25 protein-coding genes are annotated in these 21,741 nt (G+C 56.4%); 16 read left to right on the top strand and 9 right to left on the bottom strand.

All coding sequences use genetic code 11. From position 1 onward, the window contains the following. Positions 1–8: 8 nt before the first annotated feature. From EBA31_RS05960 to EBA31_RS05945, 4 genes are all read right to left on the bottom strand, one after another. A complete protein-coding gene (locus EBA31_RS05960) occupies positions 9–536 on the bottom strand; it encodes a cysteine hydrolase family protein (protein WP_122077729.1) in 528 nt (175 codons plus the stop codon). 27 nt (positions 537–563) lie between these two features. Next, entirely contained in the window at positions 564–1,667 is a 1,104-nt protein-coding gene (locus tag EBA31_RS05955; protein ID WP_122077727.1) for a suppressor of fused domain protein, read from the bottom strand. 164 nt (positions 1,668–1,831) lie between these two features. Then, positions 1,832–2,704 carry an oxygenase MpaB family protein gene (locus EBA31_RS05950; protein WP_122077725.1) on the bottom strand — a complete coding sequence of 291 codons (873 nt, stop codon included), beginning with the start codon at positions 2,702–2,704 and terminating at the stop codon, positions 1,832–1,834. A 58-nt stretch (positions 2,705–2,762) separates the two neighbouring features. Then, complete coding sequence (locus EBA31_RS05945) at positions 2,763–3,743, bottom strand: quinone oxidoreductase (protein WP_122077723.1); 981 nt, start codon at positions 3,741–3,743, stop codon at positions 2,763–2,765. Positions 3,744–3,863: 120 nt separating this feature from the next. Here EBA31_RS05945 and EBA31_RS05940 point away from each other — a divergent pair, with 120 nt between their 5' ends. From EBA31_RS05940 to EBA31_RS05920, 5 genes are all read left to right on the top strand, one after another. Continuing rightward, positions 3,864–4,754, top strand: coding sequence for a LysR family transcriptional regulator (locus EBA31_RS05940; RefSeq protein WP_020825816.1), 891 nt, complete (start codon positions 3,864–3,866; stop codon positions 4,752–4,754). A 29-nt stretch (positions 4,755–4,783) separates the two neighbouring features. Further along, entirely contained in the window at positions 4,784–5,227 is a 444-nt protein-coding gene (locus EBA31_RS05935; protein WP_020825815.1) for an acetyltransferase, read from the top strand. A gap of 251 nt (positions 5,228–5,478) precedes the next feature. Continuing rightward, a complete protein-coding gene (locus EBA31_RS05930; protein ID WP_122077721.1) occupies positions 5,479–6,504 on the top strand; it encodes a methionine ABC transporter ATP-binding protein in 1,026 nt (341 codons plus the stop codon). Beyond that, entirely contained in the window at positions 6,497–7,165 is a 669-nt protein-coding gene (locus EBA31_RS05925) for a methionine ABC transporter permease (RefSeq protein ID WP_020825813.1), read from the top strand. Before EBA31_RS05930 ends, EBA31_RS05925 begins: the two co-directional genes overlap by 8 nt. Before the next feature lie 20 nt (positions 7,166–7,185). Next, positions 7,186–8,004: a MetQ/NlpA family ABC transporter substrate-binding protein gene (locus EBA31_RS05920; protein WP_046375068.1), complete on the top strand. Its 819-nt coding sequence runs from the start codon at positions 7,186–7,188 to the stop codon at positions 8,002–8,004. 51 nt (positions 8,005–8,055) lie between these two features. On the opposite strand, the gene EBA31_RS05915 is transcribed toward EBA31_RS05920, so the two are convergent. After that, the gene (locus EBA31_RS05915; RefSeq protein ID WP_122077719.1) at positions 8,056–8,700 is read right to left on the bottom strand and encodes a TetR/AcrR family transcriptional regulator; all 645 of its coding nucleotides are present in this window, start codon (positions 8,698–8,700) and stop codon (positions 8,056–8,058) included. Between the two features lie 175 nt (positions 8,701–8,875). Here EBA31_RS05915 and EBA31_RS05910 point away from each other — a divergent pair, with 175 nt between their 5' ends. Further along, the gene (locus EBA31_RS05910) at positions 8,876–9,133 is read left to right on the top strand and encodes a YdgH/BhsA/McbA-like domain containing protein (protein WP_020825810.1); all 258 of its coding nucleotides are present in this window, start codon (positions 8,876–8,878) and stop codon (positions 9,131–9,133) included. A gap of 203 nt (positions 9,134–9,336) precedes the next feature. Next, complete coding sequence (locus tag EBA31_RS05905) at positions 9,337–9,594, top strand: DUF1471 domain-containing protein (protein WP_020825809.1); 258 nt, start codon at positions 9,337–9,339, stop codon at positions 9,592–9,594. A gap of 63 nt (positions 9,595–9,657) precedes the next feature. Here the strand turns inward: EBA31_RS05905 and EBA31_RS05900 are convergent, their stop codons facing one another. After that, positions 9,658–10,581: a bifunctional helix-turn-helix transcriptional regulator/GNAT family N-acetyltransferase gene (locus tag EBA31_RS05900; protein WP_041414322.1), complete on the bottom strand. Its 924-nt coding sequence runs from the start codon at positions 10,579–10,581 to the stop codon at positions 9,658–9,660. Between the two features lie 465 nt (positions 10,582–11,046). Here EBA31_RS05900 and EBA31_RS05895 point away from each other — a divergent pair, with 465 nt between their 5' ends. From EBA31_RS05895 to EBA31_RS05875, 5 genes are all read left to right on the top strand, one after another. Next, a complete protein-coding gene (locus EBA31_RS05895; protein WP_020825807.1) occupies positions 11,047–11,718 on the top strand; it encodes a CsgG/HfaB family protein in 672 nt (223 codons plus the stop codon). Positions 11,719–11,736: 18 nt separating this feature from the next. Further along, the gene (locus EBA31_RS05890; protein WP_041414320.1) at positions 11,737–12,093 is read left to right on the top strand and encodes a DUF4810 domain-containing protein; all 357 of its coding nucleotides are present in this window, start codon (positions 11,737–11,739) and stop codon (positions 12,091–12,093) included. Continuing rightward, positions 12,090–12,749 carry a DUF799 domain-containing protein gene (locus EBA31_RS05885; RefSeq protein ID WP_020825805.1) on the top strand — a complete coding sequence of 220 codons (660 nt, stop codon included), beginning with the start codon at positions 12,090–12,092 and terminating at the stop codon, positions 12,747–12,749. Before EBA31_RS05890 ends, EBA31_RS05885 begins: the two co-directional genes overlap by 4 nt. A 131-nt stretch (positions 12,750–12,880) precedes the next feature. Beyond that, on the top strand, positions 12,881–14,371 hold the full coding sequence (gene amyA, locus EBA31_RS05880) for an alpha-amylase (RefSeq protein WP_046374194.1): 1,491 nt from the start codon (positions 12,881–12,883) through the stop codon (positions 14,369–14,371). Positions 14,372–14,494: 123 nt separating this feature from the next. Continuing rightward, positions 14,495–15,343, top strand: a complete 849-nt coding sequence (locus EBA31_RS05875) for a PA4780 family RIO1-like protein kinase (protein ID WP_020825803.1) — start codon at positions 14,495–14,497, stop codon at positions 15,341–15,343. A gap of 29 nt (positions 15,344–15,372) precedes the next feature. Here EBA31_RS05875 and EBA31_RS05870 read toward each other — a convergent pair whose 3' ends face one another. Further along, a complete protein-coding gene (locus EBA31_RS05870) occupies positions 15,373–15,591 on the bottom strand; it encodes a hypothetical protein (RefSeq protein WP_041414319.1) in 219 nt (72 codons plus the stop codon). Positions 15,592–15,661: 70 nt separating this feature from the next. On the opposite strand from EBA31_RS05870, the gene EBA31_RS05865 reads away from it, so the two are divergent. After that, a complete protein-coding gene (locus tag EBA31_RS05865; protein ID WP_122077717.1) occupies positions 15,662–16,474 on the top strand; it encodes an AraC family transcriptional regulator in 813 nt (270 codons plus the stop codon). Here the strand turns inward: EBA31_RS05865 and EBA31_RS05860 are convergent. Both EBA31_RS05860 and lsrG read right to left on the bottom strand, forming a co-directional pair. Beyond that, complete coding sequence (locus tag EBA31_RS05860) at positions 16,471–17,064, bottom strand: LysE family translocator (RefSeq protein WP_122077715.1); 594 nt, start codon at positions 17,062–17,064, stop codon at positions 16,471–16,473. The genes EBA31_RS05865 and EBA31_RS05860 overlap by 4 nt on opposite strands. Before the next feature lie 85 nt (positions 17,065–17,149). Then, positions 17,150–17,443 (bottom strand): (4S)-4-hydroxy-5-phosphonooxypentane-2,3-dione isomerase, encoded by a 294-nt coding sequence (lsrG, locus tag EBA31_RS05855; RefSeq protein WP_020825799.1) that lies wholly within the window; start codon positions 17,441–17,443, stop codon positions 17,150–17,152. Between the two features lie 186 nt (positions 17,444–17,629). On the opposite strand from lsrG, the gene lsrK reads away from it, so the two are divergent. The 3 genes from lsrK (at position 17,630) to EBA31_RS05840 (ending at position 21,719) form a co-directional block, all read left to right on the top strand. After that, complete coding sequence (gene lsrK / locus EBA31_RS05850) at positions 17,630–19,195, top strand: autoinducer-2 kinase (protein WP_162302867.1); 1,566 nt, start codon at positions 17,630–17,632, stop codon at positions 19,193–19,195. Between the two features lie 235 nt (positions 19,196–19,430). Further along, positions 19,431–20,615 (top strand): MFS transporter, encoded by a 1,185-nt coding sequence (locus tag EBA31_RS05845; RefSeq protein ID WP_122077713.1) that lies wholly within the window; start codon positions 19,431–19,433, stop codon positions 20,613–20,615. Between the two features lie 210 nt (positions 20,616–20,825). Beyond that, on the top strand, positions 20,826–21,719 hold the full coding sequence (locus EBA31_RS05840; protein ID WP_020825796.1) for a LysR family transcriptional regulator: 894 nt from the start codon (positions 20,826–20,828) through the stop codon (positions 21,717–21,719). Positions 21,720–21,741: the final 22 nt, after the last annotated feature.

Here is a 21,741-nt window from a genome sequence, read left to right as displayed (position 1 = left end):
TTTGGCCGTCAGAAACGAATTTCTGCCGTTGGCAGTGCGTCGATCAGGACACCAAAGCTTTCGATATTCGACAGTGTGGCGTTGTGATGGGCGCGGATCTGCAGGCCGGAGGCATGCGCTTTGTCGTGGCTGGTATGCGCATCGGCCGCCAGCGTCACCGGGTAACCCAGAGCTGCGGCGCGGCGAGTGGTGGTATCCACGCAAAATTCGGTGGAATAGCCGCAAACCACCAGATGCGAGATACCGTTCGCAATCAACAGCGGCCCCAATCCGGTACGCAGGAATGAGTCCGGCGTGGTTTTCTCTACCCGATGATCGCCGGCCTTTACCTGCAAACCGGGATCAAGTTGCCAGGCGTCACTGCCGTGCGCCAACTCATCATGCTGCGTTTGATGCTGAATGAAAATCACCGGCACGCCGGCCTGACGGGCAGCGGCGCTCAGGGTGTTAATGCGAACGATCGTCGCTTCGGCATCCGCCGGCGGCGGTGTAAACAACCCTTTCTGCACATCAATAACCAACAGCGCTGACTTCATGATTGGCTCCAGAGAATAAATTCCGTCTCAGCATACCGGCTGACGCGGGCGGAAGATATGGTCAACGCCCTGCTCACGCAGTTTGTTAACCAACTCATGCCCCCCATTCGGCGTCGCATGCGCCAGCAGACGCTCGGCTTCAAATACCGGGCTGGCCCAGAAAATATTGACCGGATCGCCATACTGTTTCGGCAAGCTCAGATGCTCGTGATACGGATAAAAGGAGGAAGACAGCACGTAGCCCTCATAACCCTGAGGCGCAACTTCGGACTCCAGGGTATGCCCTTCGCCAAACCAGGTGATTTTTGACCAGGGCACGTGGGCGAAACCGGCCAACGCGCTGGCCATCTGTATCGCATTTTCCTCGGTCATGTATTGACCGTCGATGGCGATACCCATTTCCATACGGCGATAGCGGGAGGCGTCGTCGTTAAACAGGATCTCTACCCACGGCATCGGCCGGATGCTGACACCCAGGGTAAGGAAATAGTAGATGCCGTCGCGTTCATGCTGAGTGATCGCCATCGGCGGCCACTTGCCCTGATCGATGGCGTAGTATTTCACCGAGGGGCCAAAATGCTGCTCGTAATGCGCCTGATAATCGCTCTGCATCTTGGGCCAGGGATTCCCTTCCTCCCGCTGCCAACTGCGCCAGAACTGACGGGTACTTTCCGCCAGTGCATACTGGGTATTGGTGGAAGCGGAACCGAGCGGATAAGCCAGCGGGCTCTCTTTAATGCAGCTGGCGGAATAACATACCGAATGGTCGATATACAGGCTCCAGCCGGGGATCACCGCCAGCAATTGGCCGTAATACCACAGTGCCGCGCCGTCGTCGCTCTCGGTCCAAACCACCGTCAGCCCTTCCGGGTTCAGCGGCGCTTCCCCTTCCAGATTGCGGCAAAACTCGGCCGCCAGCATCGGTGGCTGCCCCAGCGCCAGTGCCGCGCTGTCTTCCTGCTGCGGCGCAGCGGCCAGGTTACGCAGCCAGCAAGCGCGCACCTGAAAACGCTCGCTATTTTCATCTGTAGGGTAAATATAAAAATAAGCAGCCCGGTGATCTTGCTGAACCACCGCGACCAGCGTCTGGTTCTCATTACTGACTTCAGCAAGTACGTGTGACTCGTTCATATAACCTCAAATAGGCTCAAGGCGCAGAATAATGCTGCACGCTAAATAAAATGGAAATTGGCTTTTATCCAGTGTAAAGCGCATTACCGCTCGGATCACCCGTAAAAGTCTCAAAAGTGCCCCGAAACATCGGGTTATTGGTAAGAATTATAGTCTGCGCCGATTCAGGCCTGTCGGTTAATTCGGCGCAGCGCACGCTGATATGAACCATTACGCATTGAGGCGCGCAGCACTTTACCGACGCCCCCTGCACCGGTGCGCACCAGGCGGCGGCGTAAGTTTCCGGGATGAAAATCAAACTGTTGTTGCGCCCAGTCAGGCAGCAGGTCGATACCCGCCTGCATCACCAAAGCGCCAAAAGGCCGGGCCAATGCGCTGGGAGCCGGCGCGGCCAGCAGAATACGCGCGACTTCCCGCGTGCGCTCATCGCACACCAATTGCGGACGCATCCGTTGCAGATACTCCTCTACCGCCGTGCAGGAGGTTGGGATTTCTTCAGCCCCCAAGGCTGCGGCTACGCGTGCAGCCTCACGGTAATATTGGTCCTGCTTTTCACGGGGAAGAGACGGGTTGCGGTAGCGTAAATGGCTGGCCAAAAAACGGCTGCTTTCCACCACGTGTACCCAGGTAAGCAACTCAGGATCGCTGGCGGTGTAAGGCCTGCCGTCGCTGCTGACGCCGTTGACCTGCAGGTGAATAGCTTTGACTTTGGCAATCAGGCGTTCGGCTTCGGCGGTGGGGCCAAAAGTGGTGACGGAGACAAACTGGCTGGTACGGCGCAGGCGGCCGAGCATATCTTCACGAAAGTTGGAATGATCCCACACTCCCGCCAACGCCAGCGGGTGCAGCATTTGCATCAGCAAGGCGCTGACGCCCCCGCACAGCATCGAGGTAAAATCGTTGTGCACCTGCCAGATAACCGACTGCGGGCCGAACAGGCCGGGATCCCCCGGCGGATTTTCAAAATCAATGCCGCCGAGCGCCAGCCCGGTCAGGCTGATGACCTGTTTTTCTATCGCTGCGCGTATCACTTCCATCCTGACTGGCCCCGTTTAGCTTCTGGCGGCCAGTGTAACATGAAGCGAAATACGGCTTTTAACTCCGCGGGTCGCTATCGTTGAGCAGCACAATTTTACCGGCAAAGCTGCGATCTTCCAGGCGACGGTGCGCCGCCGCCCCCTCTTTGAGCGGGAAGGTTTCGATGTGCGGGATAGCAAACTCCCCATTCTGCCAACTGCTGAACAGACGCTCGGCCCGCGCACGTCGCGCCTCTGCGCTATTGAGGTAAGTCCAGAGATCGCCCCCCACTACGCCTTTGGAATCCATCATCAGCTGATAGGCAGAGATCGCCGGTGCCTCGCCCCCGGCCATGCCGAAGGTGACCACCCGACCGCCGGGGCGCAGCGCGTCGATGCTTTGTTGCAGGGTGATGCCCACGGAGTCAAAACCGTACTCAACGCCGCCGTCGGTCAGAGCGGCAATCTGCGTGACCCAATCCTGCTGATAAGTGAAGGCCGCCACCGCGCCGTTGTTTAACGCAGTCTGCTGTTTATGCGCCGAAGAGACAACGGCGTAAACCTGCGCGCCACGCGCCACCAGCATCCGGGTAAGGATCTGTCCGACACCGCCGGCGGCGGCATGCACCAGGGCGCGATCGCCCGCCTTGACCTGAACGCTGTCATTGATCAGGTACTGCGCCGTCAGCCCCTGCAGCAAAATAGAGGCGGCTTCAACGTCGCTCAATGCCTGCGGCAGACGCAGCGCGTGCTCCACCGGCACATTGATGCGAGTGGCATGACAAAAAGGTACGTCAGCGAAACCAATCCGCTCTCCGAGTTGCCACCCCTGAACGCCCTCACCCAAGGCAATGATGGTGCCGACCCCCTCGTAACCGCCAATATGGGGGGGATTGCCGTGCAGCACGTAATTGCCCTTACGGCGATAGATATCGGCAAAATTCAGCCCGGCGGCCCCCATGCGTACCTGTACCGCACCCGCAGGTACCGCCGGCGTCGGCAGCTCAAGGTATTCGAGCACGTCCGGCCCGCCAAATTGTTCAAACGCTAATGCCTGCATATCGCCACTCCGGAAAATTTCCGCCAATAACACACTGACGGTCGATAGATTGATTATCGCAAAGCGCTATACTCGGCAACAGTGGCCTAAAAAGCATTCAGAAAACACCAGGGGTTTATAATGGATCGATTAACCAGCATGGCGGTGTTTGTGCGGGTGGTGGAAAAAGGCAGCTTCGTCGCCGCCGCCGAAGAGATGGCTATTTCACCGACCATGGTTGGCAAACACATTCGCGCTCTGGAACAACGGTTGAATGCGCCGCTGCTTAATCGTACTACTCGCCGCCAGGGGCTGACCGAGGCCGGTCGGGTGTTTTACGAACGCTGCCGCCGACTGCTGGCCGATGCCGACGCGGCCGAAGCCAGTGCGCGGGCGCTGTTAAGCTCCCCGAGCGGGCTGTTGCGCATCAGCGCGCCGGTCACCTTCGGCAACCGCGTTCTGACACCGATACTGACCGAGTTCCTGCAACGGCACCCGGAGGTGGAAGCGGAAGTGGTGCTGTCGGATCGCAAGGTGGATTTGATCGAAGAAGGCTACGAGGCCGCGTTTCGCATCGGGCCGGTGGCGGACGACGGCCTGGTGGCGCGCGCCCTGCCCGATTACCGCATGACGCTGGCTGCCTCGCCGGATTATCTGGCACAGCACGGTGAACCCACACGGCCGGAGCAGCTCAGCGCACACTGCTGCTTTGGTTTCAGCCAGTGGGATGGCAACCACTTTTGGCGGCTGTTGGGGCCGCCGGGAGAGATCAGCGTACCGGTCAGGCCTCGATTGAGAATGGACTCCGGTGAAGGGGTACGCCGGGCGGCATTGGCGGATTTTGGCATCGCGCTGCATGCCACTCTGCTGCTGGATGAAGATATCGCCGCCGGCAGATTGGTCCGGGTACTGCCGGAGTATTCACCACTGCCGCGCCCGATGCACCTGGTCTATCTGCCCGAAAGGCGGCAATCCGCCAAGCTGGAAGCCTTTATCGCCCTGACCGTAGCCAGACTCTGGGGCCGGGTTTAAAATAAATGAGTCCAAATACGGGAGTTACCATGTTCACTATCCGAGCTCGCGCGGCAGAAGACAATGCGCAACTGGTGGAGATTTGGCAGCGTTCGGTACGCGCTACCCACCATTTTCTTACCGAAGAAGACATCGCCAAACTCTATCCGTTGGTGCTGAACGATTACCTGCCTGCGGTCAACGTTTGGGTTGCCGTGGACGGCACCGGCCAGCCCTGCGGTTTTATCGGACTGAGCGGCAACAAAGTGGAAATGCTGTTTATCGATCAGGATCAGCGCGGCAAGGGCGTCGGCAAGGCACTGCTGGAGCATGCGGAAACCTTGCATAACGAGTTGCAGCTGGACGTCAATGAACAGAACCCGCAGGCCAGCGGTTTTTACCGCCACTACGGGTTTGAAATCACCGGGCGTTCCGCGCTCGACGGCCAGGGCAACCCTTTCCCACTGCTGCACATGAAGCTCGCCAAACGCTAACGCCAATCCCTCGGCCATGGTCTGCCCTGGCCGTCGTTTTACCATCACTTCCGCCCATCACTTGATATACCAAATCAGAATAACTAATAGAATTTACATTCTTCCTGTCACTATAAACCCCCGGTAGGATTGGCCCGTATTCACCAGCAACAGAGGTTCCGTCTGCCCTTATCCCAAGAAGCCGATCCCTTTCCGGCGTGACGCGCTCCGGACGGAATTCTGTGATGTATTAAATAAGGATTCGCTTCTCTATGATCGTTCTTTCGAACGTTTGCAAAACTTTTGACAGCGCACAGGGCCGCGTTGTCGCAGTGGATGACGTCAACCTGACGGTCGAGGCCGGGCAAATCTACGGCATCATCGGCTACAGCGGCGCCGGTAAAAGCACGCTGATCCGCCTGCTGAACGGGCTGGAAACGCCCAGCAGCGGCAGCATTCAGGTTGAAGGTTTCGATATCGCCGGAGCCGAAGGCAATGCCTTGCGCCAGGCGCGGTTGAAAATCAGCATGGTGTTCCAACACTTCAACCTGTTGTGGTCACGCACCGTCAGTCAGAACATTGCTTTTTCCATGCAAATCGCCGGCGTGCCCAAAGTACAGATTAAACCGCGAGTGGCGGAGCTGGTCGCACTGGTTGGGCTGCAGGGCCGCGAAGATGCTTATCCGTCGCAGTTGAGCGGCGGACAAAAACAGCGCGTCGGCATCGCCCGCGCGCTGGCCAATAATCCGGGGGTTCTGCTGTGCGATGAGGCCACTTCGGCGCTCGACCCTCAAACCACAGACTCGATTCTCGATTTGCTGCTGGACATCAATCGCAAGCTGAACCTGACCATTGTGCTGATCACCCATGAAATGCACGTCGTGCGCAAAATTTGCCACCGGGTGGCAGTGATGGAAAACGGTCGCATCGTTGAGGAAGGCCCGGTGATTGACGTGTTCACCCGGCCGCAGCAGCCGATCACCCAACAGTTCGTCAAACAGGTTTCGCAATATCAGGAAACCGAGGAAAGCTTCAATCCGCTGTTGAGCCAACATCTGTCGGGCGCGATTTTCAAGCTGACGTTTGTCGGCGTGCAGACCCATCAGGCGGTGATTTCTGACGTTATCCTGCGTTACAAGGTAAGTATCAACATTCTGCACGGCAAAATCAGTCAAACCCTGAATGGTTCCTTTGGCGAACTTTACATTCACGTCGAAGGCAACGACCTGCAAATCGACAGCATGCTGAAGCTGTTGAAAGAGCAACAGATCGCCGTTGAGGTCATTAAACATGCTTGAGTCACTGTTCCCTCACCTGCGTCTTGATTCGTTGTTGAACGCCACCTGGGAAACCCTGTATATGACCGGGATCGCCGGTTTGGCGACGCTGGTACTCGGCATCGTCCTCGGGGTGTTGCTGTTCCTGACCTCCCGCGGTCAGCTGCTGCAAAACCGGGCCGTCTATTCGCTGATTTCAGTGCTGGTCAACGTGTTCCGCTCCATTCCTTTCATCATTCTGATCGTGTTGTTGATCCCGTTCACCAAGACGTTGATCGGCACCATTCTGGGCGCCGATGCGGCATTGCCGGCGCTAATCGTCGGCGCGGCACCGTTCTACGCCCGATTGGTCGAGATTGGCCTGCGCGAAGTCGACAAGGGAGTGATTGAGGCGGCGCGATCGATGGGCGCCAAAACCAGCACCATTATCTTCCGCGTGCTGCTGCCGGAATCTTCACCGGCACTGGTTTCAGGCATTACCGTTACCCTGATCGCGCTGGTGAGCTACACCGCGATGGCCGGGGTGATAGGCGCAGGCGGGCTGGGCAATCTGGCCTATCTGGAAGGTTTTCAACGCAACCACGGTGACGTGACGCTGGCCGCAACGCTAACGATTTTATTGATCGTTTTCGTTATCCAGTTCATTGGCGACACCCTTACAACCACGCTCGATAAACGATAAATAACCAGGGAATAATGATGATGAAAAAACAAATTATGTTGCTGGCTTTCGCCTCACTGACCGCGTTGGCCTCTTTGGGTGCCTCGGCGGAAACCAAGCTGGTGGTCGGCGCATCTAACGTGCCGCACGCGGAAATCCTCGAGCAGGCCAAACCGATTCTGGCGAAGGAAGGCATAGATCTGGTGATCAAACCTTTCCAGGACTACATCCTGCCGAACACCGCGCTGGCCAGCCACGATATTGACGCCAACTATTTCCAACACGTGCCTTACCTGAATTCGGTGCTTAAGGATCATGCCGACGACAAGAGCTACGACTTTGTCAGCGCCGGCGCTATCCATATCGAACCTATCGGTATTTACTCCAAGAAGTACAAAAGCCTGAAGGATTTACCGGACAACGGCAAAATCATCATGCGTGACGCGGTGGCGGAAGAAGGTCGTATTTTGTCGATCTTTGAAAAAGAAGGCGTGATTAAACTGAAGCCGGGCGTGAGCAAGGTGGATGCGCGCATTTCTGACGTGGTGGAAAACCCGAAACACCTGAAGTTCCAGGCCAATGTGGAAGGTGCACTGCTGCCGCAGATGTACAACAACGACGAGGGCGATGCGGTGGTGATTAACGCCAACTACGCCATCGACGCCGGGCTGAACCCGACCAAAGACCCGATTGCGGTGGAAAGCGGCGAAAACAACCCTTATGCCAACATCATCACCGTGCACAAGGCCGACGTGAACAAGCCGGAAATTGTTGCGCTGGTGAAGGTGCTGCACTCCAAGGCGATTCAGGATTTCATCCGCGAAAAATACCAGGGTGCGGTGATCCCGGTTAACCAATAATACCGACCAAGGCCGCAGCGATGCGGCCTTTATTCCTGTCGTGTGCCCTGCTTAGACCTTATTGCCCACCTGACTCAGGCGCGGCCAGACCAGCATCAACGCATCAACCAAACGCAACAAATCTTCACGGCTGGCGCCTTCGCGTGCCTGAGTCGACATGCCCTCAATGGTACAAATGATAAATTTGGCCAGCAGCGCGGTATCGGTTTTCACCAACAGTTCGCCCTGTTCTACCTTGCGGTCGAAGCAAGCCTTCAGGCTGGCCTCCTGCATATGATGCTTTTTGCGCAGCATCTCGGCCACATCACCGGAAGAGGACGATAACGCCGCGGACGCACAAACCATCAGGCAGCCGGACGGTTTTTCCGGATCGGTGAACAGCTGCGCCAGAGAACGCACATAATCCTCGACGAGGTCCGCCACCGGCAAATCCTGCTCCAGCCGTTGGTTGATGCACGTGGTGTATTTTTCCAGGTAGCGCTCTACCGCTGCGCGGAACAACCCTTCTTTATTGCCAAACTCCGTATACAGCGTAGGCGCTTTGGCACCGGTCACCTCGACCAGATCGGCCATCGAGGTGGATTCATAACCATGCAGCCAGAACAGATCGAGTGCGCTTTCCAGCGCACGGTCGCGATCAAACTGCTTCGGTCTGCCACGCGTTTTTTTGGCACAGACTTCTTCACTGATGCTCATAGACCCTCTCTTATCCCGCTCCGCAGCAGGGCTTGCCAATTAAATTAACGGTCATTATAAAAAAATATTGCGCTCTCGTCGAGAAGAGATTACCATTTAATTATCGATCGTTAAGTAATTGGCGACAACCAATTCAAATACGCCCATTTACGTTGATAAAACAGGAATTAACATCATGAAAAACTTAAAAATGACGCTTGCAGCCCTTGCGCTGGCCTCTGTTTCATTCGGCAGCTTCGCCGCCGATCTGGTTAACAGCCAACCGGCAGATCAGCAGAAAGCCGGGGTGATCACCGTCAGCGGAGCTTCAGACCTCACCGCTCTGGAAGCCGGTTTGGCGGCCAAGGCTGACGCAGCCGGGGCAAAATCGTTCCAGATCGTTGGCGCAGGCGGCAACAACCAACTGCACGGCACCGCATTAATTTATAAATAACAATAAGTTGATTAAATAATGCTGGAATGGCTACGGCTTTTGGCCTTCCAGCAAAAAGCTGTCAGAAAAAATTAATTAACGAACACTAAAAAAATAGTTGCAAAGCGTCGAACAGGCGTCTAACATTAAATTATCGATCGTTAATTAATTTAACGACCCAACAGACAAAACCGTATACAGAATATAAAGATAGGAATAAGACTATGAAAAACCTGAAAATCACCATCGCAGCCATCGCACTGGCCACCGCTTCATTCGGCAGCTTTGCCGCCGATTTGGTTAACGCTCAACCGGCAGATCTGCAAAAAGCCGGCGTAGTCACCGTCAGCGGTGCATCCGACCTGACCAGCCTGGAAAACAAACTGGCGGCCAAAGCGGATGAAGCAGGCGCTAAATCATTCCAGATCATCTCAACTACCGGCGACAACAAGCTGCACGGTACTGCGATCATCTACAATTAATGGCTGAATCAGTCATTGCGCAAAGAGGCGGCCTTGGGCCGCCTTTTGTTTTATGGATGGTACTCAGTCACTTTGCAGATTCTTGAGCAGGTAGATATTGCAGCCGTGGTGGCCGGTATTGCCGCGTCTTTCCGTCAGCAGCGTAAAACCCAGCGCATAATACAATCCCAGCGCCTCTTTCAACTGCTCGGTGGTTTCCAGATAACAGTAGCGGTACCCCGCTGCCCGCGCCGCTTTCAGCGCCTGCACCACCATGTAACGCGCCATGCCTAACCCGCGTACGCTGGGTTTGAAAAACAGTTTTTGCAGCTCGCAGTAACCGACGTCACCGCCCGCCAAAGGGGCAATGCCGACGCCCCCCACTACCTGGCCTTCCTGTTCCAGCACCCAATATTTTCCGCCGTTATCCTGGTAAACGCCGGTCAGGCGATCCAAATCGGGATCGTGCAGACTAACGCCTTCCATTTTATCCATGCCGTACTCGCGGAATACGTTGCAAATAATCCCCGCCATCGCGGCATCATCATCCTGGGTTATCGGACGAACCCGCAAAGCGGCGTCACGCTGCTTACGTGCGTTACGTAATGCCGAGGTCATCTTTTTCATCGCGGCCGTAGTGGCAGCCAACTCATCATCGTCCAACTGCGCCAATGCATCCTGCATAAAACCATCGGCATTGGTGTCTATCGCCGCCAGCGTTTTACGGCCCAAACGGGTCAGTTGATTCAGGTTGTGGCGTTTATCGTGCGGATAATCCACCGCTTCAATCATGCCCGCGGCAACCAGGCTACGCACCGCCCGGCTGGCACTGGCCTTATCGATACACAACCGGGTGGCCAGTTCGGTCACGCCCAGGGGTAGCGTGCTGATCTCAATCAGAATATGGATCTGTAATGGTGAAAAACGGCTGCCGTTACTCTGTTTATTCAGCATGCCCAGTTCTCTGACCAGGTTGCGCGACAATGCCCTGAAATCTCTGATGTTCACAATCAATGTCCCCGTTGGTACCAGCGCTAAAACACTTCACTTAGTTGATAGTGTTACCTAATATTCATTACCATAACGGATTTTTAAACGGTGTGAAATCTCAACCTGACGAGACACCTGCAGCAATCTGTTGCCTCAAGCAGAATTACATTCTTTACTGAATTAAATTTACAAAATAAAAATCCATAAAATATATATTTTACAAATAATAAACCCATCAAAAACCGGATAATTCAGCAAACCAGATAAAATACGAATGACATCCTTACACAATCCATTGTATTTGAATGACTTATTTAATCCCCAATAGCGCCAATTATGTCGATATTCAGTTGTATTTTGTTACATATCCATGGCAGGATTGCCCCGTTTAAATAGCACCTGTTATTTCCCCTGCCGTTTAAATTCCTGGCGCAAAACGGTCTGTTTTGTGCGCTTTTATAATCATGGAGAGATTGTATTCCGATGAAAAAATCACTCGTTGTCTGCTCAGTCGCCCTTTCCGTCAGCCTGCTGGCAGGCTGTGCTACTGAATCCTCGCGCTCTCTGGAAGTGCCTAAAGTGGCGTCCTACAACACCAGCTACCAGGGGCAGCGCAGCCCTATCTCCGTCGGCAAGTTCGATAACCGCTCCAGCTATATGAACGGCATCTTCTCCGATGGCGTCGATCGTCTGGGCAACCAGTCAAAAACCATCCTGATCACCCATCTGCAGCAAACCGGCCGCTTCAACGTGCTTGATCGCGCCAATATGGATGAGTTGAAAACTGAAGCCGGCATTAAAGGCCAAACCCAGACGCTGAAAGGCGCCAACTACGTGATCACCGGTGACGTGACCGAATTCGGCCGTAAAGAAGTGGGCGATCACCAGCTGTGGGGCATTCTGGGACGCGGTAAAACGCAGGTGGCCTATGCCAAGGTCAATTTGAATGTGGTCAACGTACAGACCTCAGAAGTGGTTTACTCCACCCAGGGTGCCGGCGAGTACCAACTATCCAACCGTGAAATCATCGGCTTCGGCGGCACCGCCAGCTACGATTCCACCCTCAACGGCAAAGTGTTGGATCTGGCCGTACGCGAAGCGGTCAATAACCTGGTTGCCGGTATCGAAAGTGGCGCATGGCGCCCTGCTAACTAACGGAATAGAAGCAGCAATATGATAACTAAAAAAATGGGTGGGGCGCTGTTCGCAGCGACCCTGCTGGCCGGCTGCGCCGCGCCAAAAACGCTCTACAACTGGGATGGCTATCAAACTTCGATTTACCAATATTACCAACAGGATGGCCAAAGCCCTGAACAACAGATTTTGACGCTAAAAGAAATTGCCGAAAAATCTCGCGCCAAGAATAAAGCCGTGCCGCCGGGCCTGCATGCACAACTGGGGTTGCTGTACAGCAAAACCGGCAATACCGGCCAGGCCATGACCGAGTTCAATACAGAGAAAACGCTGTTCCCGGAATCAGCGCCGTTTATGAATTTCCTGATGGCTAAGGATAAGGGGAGCTTTAAATGAAACGTGCATTAGGTTTCTTCAGCGTCGCCGTTACCCTGCTGTTGAGCGGCTGCGCCAAACAAGCACCTTACGATTATGCAGCCTTCCACGAGAGCAAGCCGAAATCCATCCTGGTGCTCCCTCCTGTCAATCAGTCGCCGGATGTCAAAGCCAGCCATAGCGTCCTTGCCAGCACCACGCTGCCGTTGGCGGAAGCCGGTTACTATGTGCTGCCGGTCGCCGTGGTCGAAGAGACTTTTCAGCAAAACGGCCTGACCAACGCCAACGATATCCGTGCGGTCAGTATCCAAAAGCTGCATAAGATCTTCGGTGCCGACGCTGTGTTGTACCTGGATGTCACACAATACGGCACCAGCTATATCGTTATTAACAGCGAAACGCGCGTTACCGTGAAAGCCAGGTTGGTCGATTTGCGTAACGGCAAGCAACTTTGGGCCGGCAGCGCTACCGCCTCCAGCAACGAAAATAACAACAACTCCAGCGGCGGTCTGCTGGGTATGGTAATCAGCGCCGCCATCGCGCAAATTGCCGATACCATCAGTGACAAGGGGTTCGATGTTGGTGCCATCGCCAATACCCGCTTGTTGTCAGCAAACGGCCAGAACGGCGCCATTTTGTATGGCCCGCGCTCACCGCATTACGCCAGCCAACGCTAACCTCCAAGGGCGGCATATCCGGCCGCCCAAACCTGGTTTCCCTTTTGCCAAAAGTAGCCCATGCTGTAACAGTGATGGGGTGAGCTACCGCTCATCTTGCACCTCCTTTTGGCAAACAGGACGGCTTGCTCATGACGAAAAAAACCACGTTGCTGCAGTTTTTCCATTGGTATTACCCCGATGGCGGTAAGTTATGGCAGGAAGCCGCCGAACGCGCAGAGCAAATTGCCGGGATCGGCATCACCGACCTGTGGCTTCCCCCTGCCTATAAAGGCGCTTCCGGCGGCTATTCGGTAGGTTACGACAGCTATGATCTGTTCGATCTCGGGGAGTTCGATCAAAAAGGCAGTCGCGCCACCAAATATGGTGATAAAGAGGCGTTGGCTCTTGCCGCCAACCGGCTACGCGACAACGGCGTAAGGGTCATTTACGACGTGGTGTTTAACCATAAGCTCGGCGCCGACGAAAAAGAGCAGGTGCACGTATACAAAGCGGACGCCAACAACCGCAATGACATCAACGATCAGGGTTTTGACGCCCTGGCCTATACCCGCTTCACCTTTCCAGGGCGGCAAGGTACCTATTCCAAATTCATTTGGGACTATAAATGTTTCGGCGGAGTGGATTACGTAGAACAGCCCGATGAAAAAGGCGTTTTCAAAATCGCCAATGATTACGGCGACGACGGCTGGAACGATCAGGTCGGCGACGAGAAAGGCAACTACGATTACCTGATGGGCGCCGACGTTGAGTTTCGCAACCCCGCCGTGACGGAGGAGCTGAAATACTGGGCTCGCTGGCTGATGGAGACTCTGCCCTGCGACGGTTTCCGGCTGGACGCCGCCAAACACATCCCGGCCTGGTTCTTTAAAGAGTGGGCTGATCATGTGCGTGACAGCGCGCAGCGCGATCTGTTTATCGTCGCCGAATATTGGTCGCACGATTTGGCAGCGTTGCAACAGTATATTGACCTGGTCGAGGGCAAAGTGATGCTGTTCGACGTAGCCTTGCACCTGAAGTTTCATCAGGCATCCAAGCAGGGGGACGGGTTCGATATGGCGCAGATTTTCACCGACACCCTGACCGCCGCCGATCCGGCCCATTCGGTCACGCTGGTCGCCAACCACGACACCCAGCCGCTGCAATCGCTGGAAGCTCCTGTCGAACCCTGGTTTAAACCGCTGGCCTATGCTCTGATCCTGCTGCGCGAACAAGGCGTACCCTGCGTGTTCTATCCCGATCTGTACGGTGCCAGCTATAAGGATAAAGGCAGTGACGGCCAGGAATACCAAATTGATATGCCGGTGATCCCGGAATTGGAAAAGTTGATCCAGGCGCGTCAACGCTTTGCCAACGGCGTGCAAACCGATTATTTTGATGATAAAAACTGCGTCGCTTTCACCCGCAGCGGCACCGCCGATGCCCCTGGCTGCGTGGTGGTGCTCACCAACGGAGCTGAAAGCGGCAAAGCGGTTTCGCTGGGCGATGCTCTGGCACATAAAAGCTGGCGTGATCTGCTCGGCAACCGTCAGGATGAGGTCATCACCGACGAACTGGGGCAGGCAACTTTCCCGGTTAACGGCGGCAGCGTCAGCGTTTGGGTGTTGGCGGAAACCCTGTAGCGGGTGCGCCGTTGCGGCGTTCGGTCGCAACGGCGGCAAACTATTTTTTGCCTTTCAGGTCTAAATTGGGGTAACACCTTAGCAAACCATTCACACCGGAGCCTAAATAGGGTACAAGGCTGCATGAAAATTCCAAAACGACTCCAGCCATTGGTAGATGATGGTTTAATTGACGACGTCATCCGCCGTTTGAAAAGTGGCAAAGAAGCCGACGTCTTTATCGTGCGCTGCGGCGAAGAGATCCGCTGCGCCAAAGTCTACAAAGAAGCAGAAAAACGTAACTTCAAGCAGGCCGTGAACTATCAGGAAGGGCGCAAAGTGCGCAACAGCCGTGATGCGCGCGCCATGAGCAAAGGCTCTAAATTCGGCCGCCAGCAGCAGGAAGAAGCCTGGCAGAACACCGAGGTCGATGCGCTGAACCTGCTCGCCAAAGCGGGCGTTCGCGTGCCGCAGCCGGATATCTGTCTGGATGGCGTATTGCTGATGGAACTGATCACCGACGAAGAAGGCCTGGTAGCGCCGCGCTTGAGCGATGTTACCCTGACGCCGGAACAGGCACGGGCCGATCACGCATTGATGATGAACTACGCGGTGCGCATGCTGTGTGCCGGGCTGGTGCATGGCGACTTGTCGGAATTCAACGTGCTGATGGACAAAAACGGGCCGGTGATTATCGATCTGCCGCAGGTGGTGGATGCCGCCGCCAACAACCACGCCAAAAGCATGTTCGAACGTGATATCAACAACATGTCGCAGTTTTACGGTCAGTACGCGCCAGAACTGCTCGGCAGCAAATATGCCAAAGAGATTTGGGCGCTGTACCAGGAAGGTAATCTGACCCCGGCGAGCGTGCTGACCGGCAAGTTTGTCGAGAGCAACAAACGCGCCGATGTCGGTTCCGTCCTGGAAGAGATCCAGGCGGCCAGCGAAGAGCACCAACGCCAACTGATGGCCCGCAACGAAGAAGATTAATCCTCCGGCCCTTTTTATCGGGCCGGGGTTTATTCGATCCTGACGACGTCAGGATGGCGTTCCGTCGCGGCTTCGTGGTAAATGTCCCCCAGATAGCCGGCTATCTCGCTTTCGGTCAATTCATCCGGCAACACGATGTCGTAACTGCGCGCATACTTGCGCTCCGGCAACGTCACGCGAAACAGCTGCCACTGCCCTCCTGCCCGTTTGACCCCCAGCAGGCGGCCGAACACATTAAAAATCATCACCCGCATTCCCTCCCCGGCGCGTTTTAGGCTATAACACAAGCTAGCCCCGTCGCATCGAAAAGGAAAGACAATGACCGCTAATGCGCCACAGTTCTGGCGTGATCCGCAGCTCCCCTTCGTGGAAGCTCGCGCCATTGAAGATGGCCGCAAGGTTTGTTACGCCCTGCACAGCCATGAAATCTTTTCCATCGGCGCCATCACCGACGGCACCAGTATTTATATTAACGGCAGCCAAGCGTTGCAGGTGAGCACCGGCGATGTGGTGATCATCAATCCGCAGCAGGCCCACGCTTGTAACCCCATCGGCGACCAGCGCTGGTCATACATCATGTTTTATATCGATGCCGCCTGGCTGGGTAAATTGCAGCAAGAAATCGTCGACGGCGACGGCCGTTTTATCCCCTTCACTCAGGTGCTCAGCCGTGACCCCGAACTGTTTGGTGGCCTGAACCGGCTGTATGAGCTACTGATCGACCCACTGCGCTGCCATTTGGAAAAACAGATCGCTCTGGTGGAATACTTCAGCGATTTGCAGACCTCTTTGGGGAATACGCCAGTTACCCCCTACGAGCACCCAAGATTGGCGGCCGCAGCAACCTTTATCAACGCGCATTGCACCCAACCGCTCACGCTGGAAGCCATCTGCCAGGCGGCAGCGCTTTCGCCCTCTTACCTGATACGCGCCTTTAAACAGCGTTACGGCATGACGCCGCATGCTTATCTGGTTAACCAACGCATTCAATTCGGTCACCGGTTGCTGAAACGCGGTTATCCGATCGCCGCAGCGGCCAGCGAAAGCGGCTTTGCCGATCAGGCGCACTTTCAGCGCACCTTCAAACTGTTGCTGGCCGCCACCCCCGGCCAGTACCAAAACCCACGCTAAATGCCGTCGGCCAACAGATAGCAGGCGCTGGCTGCCAACAGCAGCGCCATCAAGCGATTAAAACGCCGTACGTTGCGTGCCTGCTGCAGCAGGCCGGTCAACATCGCGCCGGTGTAAGCCCAGCAGGCCACCGAGGCATAACAGATCACAAAGTAAATTACCGCGAACTGCCACAGCAGCAGGCGATCGCCATCGGCAACAAACGCTCCCAGACTGGCCACCGACGCCAGCCAGGCCTTGGGGTTCAGCCACTGCAACAGCGCGCCGTACCAGAAAGAAGGGGCTTGCGGTTGACTACCCTGCCCCAAGCGGCCGTCATCAAACGCCAGTTGATACGCCATAAACAACAAAAACGCGATGCCCGCCCACTGGATAACCTGCGTCAGCACCGGCCACAGCACCAACAGCGTGTTCAGCCCCAGACCTAGCAGGATCAACAGCAGAGTAAACCCCAGCGTGGCGCCCGAAACATGGCGCAGAGTGGCGTTGAAACCGAATTGCGCCCCCGCGCTCAGGGCAACGATATTGACCGGACCGGGGGTGATGGATGAGGCCAGCGCAAACGCGGCCATGGAAAGATAGATATTCATTAAAGGCACCTGAGAAAGAGTTCACAGATGCCAGACTGACGGCTTGGCTTGTCACTGTATTGAACAGAATTACCCTACGCCGGCGCTAACCCGGCATCAGGCCGATAAAGCTGGTTTTCTTGCGTGGGCCGGTCATCAGCGCTTCCAGTTTCTCCACGCATTGCAGATAGTGCGGCGTCTTTTTGTGAGCGGCGACCGCCTGCTCGTCCCGATAGGCTTCATAAATATAAAACCGCGTCGGGATGGATTCATCTTGCAATACGTCAAAACGCAGGTTGCCCGGCTCTTCTATCGCCCCCAGGTGATTGGCACGGAAGACCTCAATAAATTCGTCGATTTTGTCCTGTTTAACGTTAATTTCTACCAGTGTGACGTGCATGGCGACTCCTTGTTAAACCTCGAAGGTCAATGTTCTTTCCAACCATAGGTTTAATCCCACAGATTGCCCCTCCGCAAGGGTAATTTTGCTGCCTGGCTCACAAATCCCGCCAGGCCTGTCGCTTCCCCCACCGGGGCGAACAGTACGGCATCTATAGTTAAGGTTCCTCCCCAGAGAGTGTGAGCTATGGATAACTATTTGATGGCGCTGGATGCAGGCACCGGCAGCATTCGCGCGGTAATCTTCGATCTGGCGGGTAACCAGATCGCTCAGGGCCAGGCGGAATGGCGGCATTTGGCCGTGCCGGGCGTGCCCGGTTCCATGGAGTTTGACCTCAGCCACAACTGGCAGCTGACCTGCCAATGTATCCGCCAGGCGTTGCAAAACGCCGGTCTCTCTGGCCAGGCCATCCGTTCCGTGGCCTGCTGCTCCATGCGTGAAGGCATCGTACTCTACGATCGCGACGGCGTGCCGATCTGGGCCTGCGCCAACGTTGATGCCCGTGCCAGCCAGGAAGTCAGCGAACTGAAAGAGCTGCATAACCATAATTTTGAGCGCGAGGTTTACCAGTATTCAGGCCAAACGCTGGCGTTGAGCGCCATGCCGCGCCTGCTGTGGCTGGCGCATCACCGGCCGGACATTTACCGCCAGGCGGCAACGCTGACCATGATCAGCGACTGGCTGGCAAATATGCTCAGCGGTGAATTGGCGGTAGATCCCTCCAACGCCGGTACCACCGGCATGCTCGACTTGGTCAACCGCGACTGGCGTCCGGCGCTGCTCGATATGGCCGGACTGCGTGCCGATATGCTGTCGCCGGTGAAAGAGACCGGCTGTGTGCTGGGACACATCACCGAACAGGCGGCACAGCAAAGCGGCTTACTGCGCGGCACACCGGTCGTGATGGGCGGCGGCGATGTGCAACTGGGCAGCCTGGGGCTGGGGGTGGTACATGCCGGGCAGACAGCCGTGCTGGGCGGCACCTTCTGGCAACAGATCGTCAATCTGCCGGAACCGGCCACCGATCCGGAGATGAACATTCGCATCAACCCACACGTGATCCCCGGCATGGCACAAGCGGAGTCGATAAGTTTCTTCACCGGGTTGACCATGCGCTGGTTCCGCGACGCCTTCTGTGCCGAAGAGAAGCTGCTGGCGGAACGGCTGGGGGTCGATGCCTACAGCCTGCTGGAAGAGATGGCGGCGCGCGTGCCGCCTGGGGCCTACGGCGTGATGCCGATATTTTCCGACGCCATGCATTTCAAGACCTGGTACCACGCCGCGCCGTCGTTTATTAACCTGTCGCTCGACCCGGAACGCTGCAATAAGCAGACCCTGTTCCGTGCGCTGGAAGAAAATGCCGCCATTGTGTCGGCCTGCAATCTGGAACAAATCGCCAGCTTCTCCGGCGTGCAGGCCCGTTCGCTGGTGTTCGCCGGCGGCGGCTCGAAGGGCAAGCTGTGGAGCCAAATCCTTAGCGACGTTACCGGCCTGACGGTGCGTGTGCCGGTGGTGAAAGAAGCCACCGCGCTGGGTTGCGCGATTGCCGCTGGGGTGGGGGCGGGACTGTACGAATCGTTGGCGCAAACCGGGGAACAGCTGGTGCGTTGGGAGCGAGAATATCAGCCGGATATGGCCAACCATGAGCTGTACCGGCAGCAAAAAGAAACCTGGCGTCAGGTGTATGCCGATCAGCTCACCCTGGTCGATCACGGCCTGACCACCTCGATGTGGAAAGCGCCGGGCTTGTAATACACGACCGGGTGCAGCCTGCTGCACCCATCGCATAAGCTTATACCAATTAAACATTTAGCCAGCCTGATGGCCGATAGCCCATGCCAGACTGGCCGCGCGCGATTATTCCCCCTCAGAAACAGTGTAACCACCGCAAACGGATTTATCCGCCGCAGAGGCCTGCGTAAATTGTGATCTCTGTCACTCCGCGCCTACCGCGCGGTTTACGCATCCACCTGGGACGAGCGGTACTATGCTGAATAATAATGAGAAACCTGCACCATCACCCTGGCTGGCGATCTTCTCGCTGACCGTCGCCTGCTTTGTGATGGTTACCACCGAATTTCTACCAATTGGCCTGCTGACCAATATCGCCCCATCGCTGGACGTCAGCACCGGCAAAGCCGGACTGATGGTGACCATGCCCGGTATCGTCGCCGCCATCGCCGCCCCTGCCCTCAGTCTGGCGGCCGGTCGGCTCGATCGTCGTCTGCTGATGCTGGCATTGAGCGTGCTATTGACGGTTTCCAACCTGGTCTCCGCACTGGCGGTAAACTTCCCCATGATGTTGCTGGGCCGCGTGCTGCTGGGCATTTGCGTCGGCGGTTTTTGGGCCTTTGCCGCCAACTACGGCCGCCATCTCGTGCCGGAAGCCAGCCAGGGCCGGGCCACTGCGCTTATCCTGAGCGGCATTTCGGTCGGTGCCGTTTGCGGCGTTCCTGCCGGTGCGTTGATTGGAGACCTGTTCGGCTGGCGCGCCGCTTTCTTTGGCAGCGCGGTGCTGGCGGTCGGGGTGTTATTGGCACAGCTGCGCCTGCTAACATCGGTACCCCCCACCCGGCCGGTTACGCCACGCGATCTGCTGTTGCCGCTGCGTCTGCCAATGGCGCGTACCGGGCTTATTGCCATCGTGCTGCTGTTTATCGGCCATTTTGCCGCCTACACCTACCTGAAACCGCTGCTGCAGCAGGTATTCGTCCTCAGCCCGTCGGCGATTTCGCTGCAGCTGCTGGCCTATGGCGCCATTGGCCTGCTCGGAACCTTTTTGGGCGAGAGGCTGGCCGAACGCAGCCTGCGCGCCACCTTTATCCTGATTGCCGCCATGTTGGCCGCCATCCTGATTGTGTCGCCGTTCCTCAGCGGCATCGCCGGGGCTACGCTGATGGTGATGGTATGGGGGTTGGCGTTCGGCGCCGTGCCGGTGTGCGCTACCAACTGGATGTTCGCTGCGGTACCGCAGGCCCCGGAGGCCGGCCAGGCACTGTTGGTCTGCGTGATCCAGATTGCCCTGGCCTCCGGCGCGCTGCTGGGTGGAGAAGTGGTTGACTGGCAGGGCGTCAGCAGCGCCATGTTGTTCGGTGGCGCACTGACCCTGTCCGCCGCGCTGGTATTCGGCCTGACCTTGCGCTCCGGCATGATTAGCGCTAAACAGTCATAATCATTATTTACTGGCAGAAACACTCCCCGGCTTGCCGCCGGGGTCAGACGGCTGACAAAGTCCTCTGTGCTTAAAAGTCATGTTTTGTGTACTAATAAAAACAAAGAATGATGTCTTCAGGTTTACCCCAAACATCCGAAAACCACGCTTTTCGGGTGTTTGTCATCAAATTCACCCCGGCTTGCCGCCGGGGTTTGCACTGAGAGCGCTATGGATCATCATTTACTCGCTATCCGGGTGTTTAACCGCGTGGTGGAAACCGGCGGCTTCACCCGTGCCGCGGACTCGCTGCGGATGCCCAAAGCCACCGTCACCAAGCTGATCCAGAGCCTGGAAGATCACCTGCAAACCAAGCTGTTCAAGCGCACCACCCGCAGCGTGTCGGTAACGCCCGAAGGCGAATGTTACTACCAACGAACGGTTAAATGGCTGGCAGAGCTGGAGCAAATGGAAGGCAGCATGACCGAGTCGCAGAGTGCGCCGCAGGGCGTGCTGCGCATCGACGTTGGCGGTGCCACCGCTCGCCAACTGCTGTTGCCGGCGCTGCCGGACTTTATTGCCCGCTATCCGCAAATACAGATTGATCTGGGCGTGGGCGATCGACTCATCGACCTGATCAACGACAGCGCCGACTGCGTGATCCGCAGCGGTCCGCTGGCCGACTCCAGCCTGATTGCCCGCCGGTTGTTCGAGCTTGAATGGGTAACCTGCGCAACCCCGGCCTATCTGGCTCATTACGGTACGCCGCAGCATCCCTGCGATCTGGAACTGGGGTATCCGCTGGCACACTATCGTCATGCGTTGAACGATCGTATCCTGCCGCTGCACTTCGTCGATCGAGGCAAAGAAATCGATATCCAGCACCGCTATCACGTCAGCGTCAACGAAAGCAATGCGCTGCTGGCGGCGGCGCTGGCCGGATTGGGTATCATCCAAACCTTCCGTTTTATGGCACAACCGCATCTGGACAGCGGCGAGCTGGTCAGCCTGCTGCACGACTGGCAACCACCGGCTGAGCAGATGTATGTGGTGTACCCTTCCAACCGCCATCTGAGCGCCAAAATGCGGGTATTTATCGATTGGGCGATCGAGACCTTCAAATAGGCGAAAATCGTCGCTATAGTTG

It is taken from the genome of Serratia sp. P2ACOL2 (genome assembly GCF_003691565.1).
Taxonomy (GTDB): domain Bacteria; phylum Pseudomonadota; class Gammaproteobacteria; order Enterobacterales; family Enterobacteriaceae; genus Serratia; species Serratia liquefaciens.
This window is presented reverse-complemented; position numbering and strand designations above follow the sequence as displayed.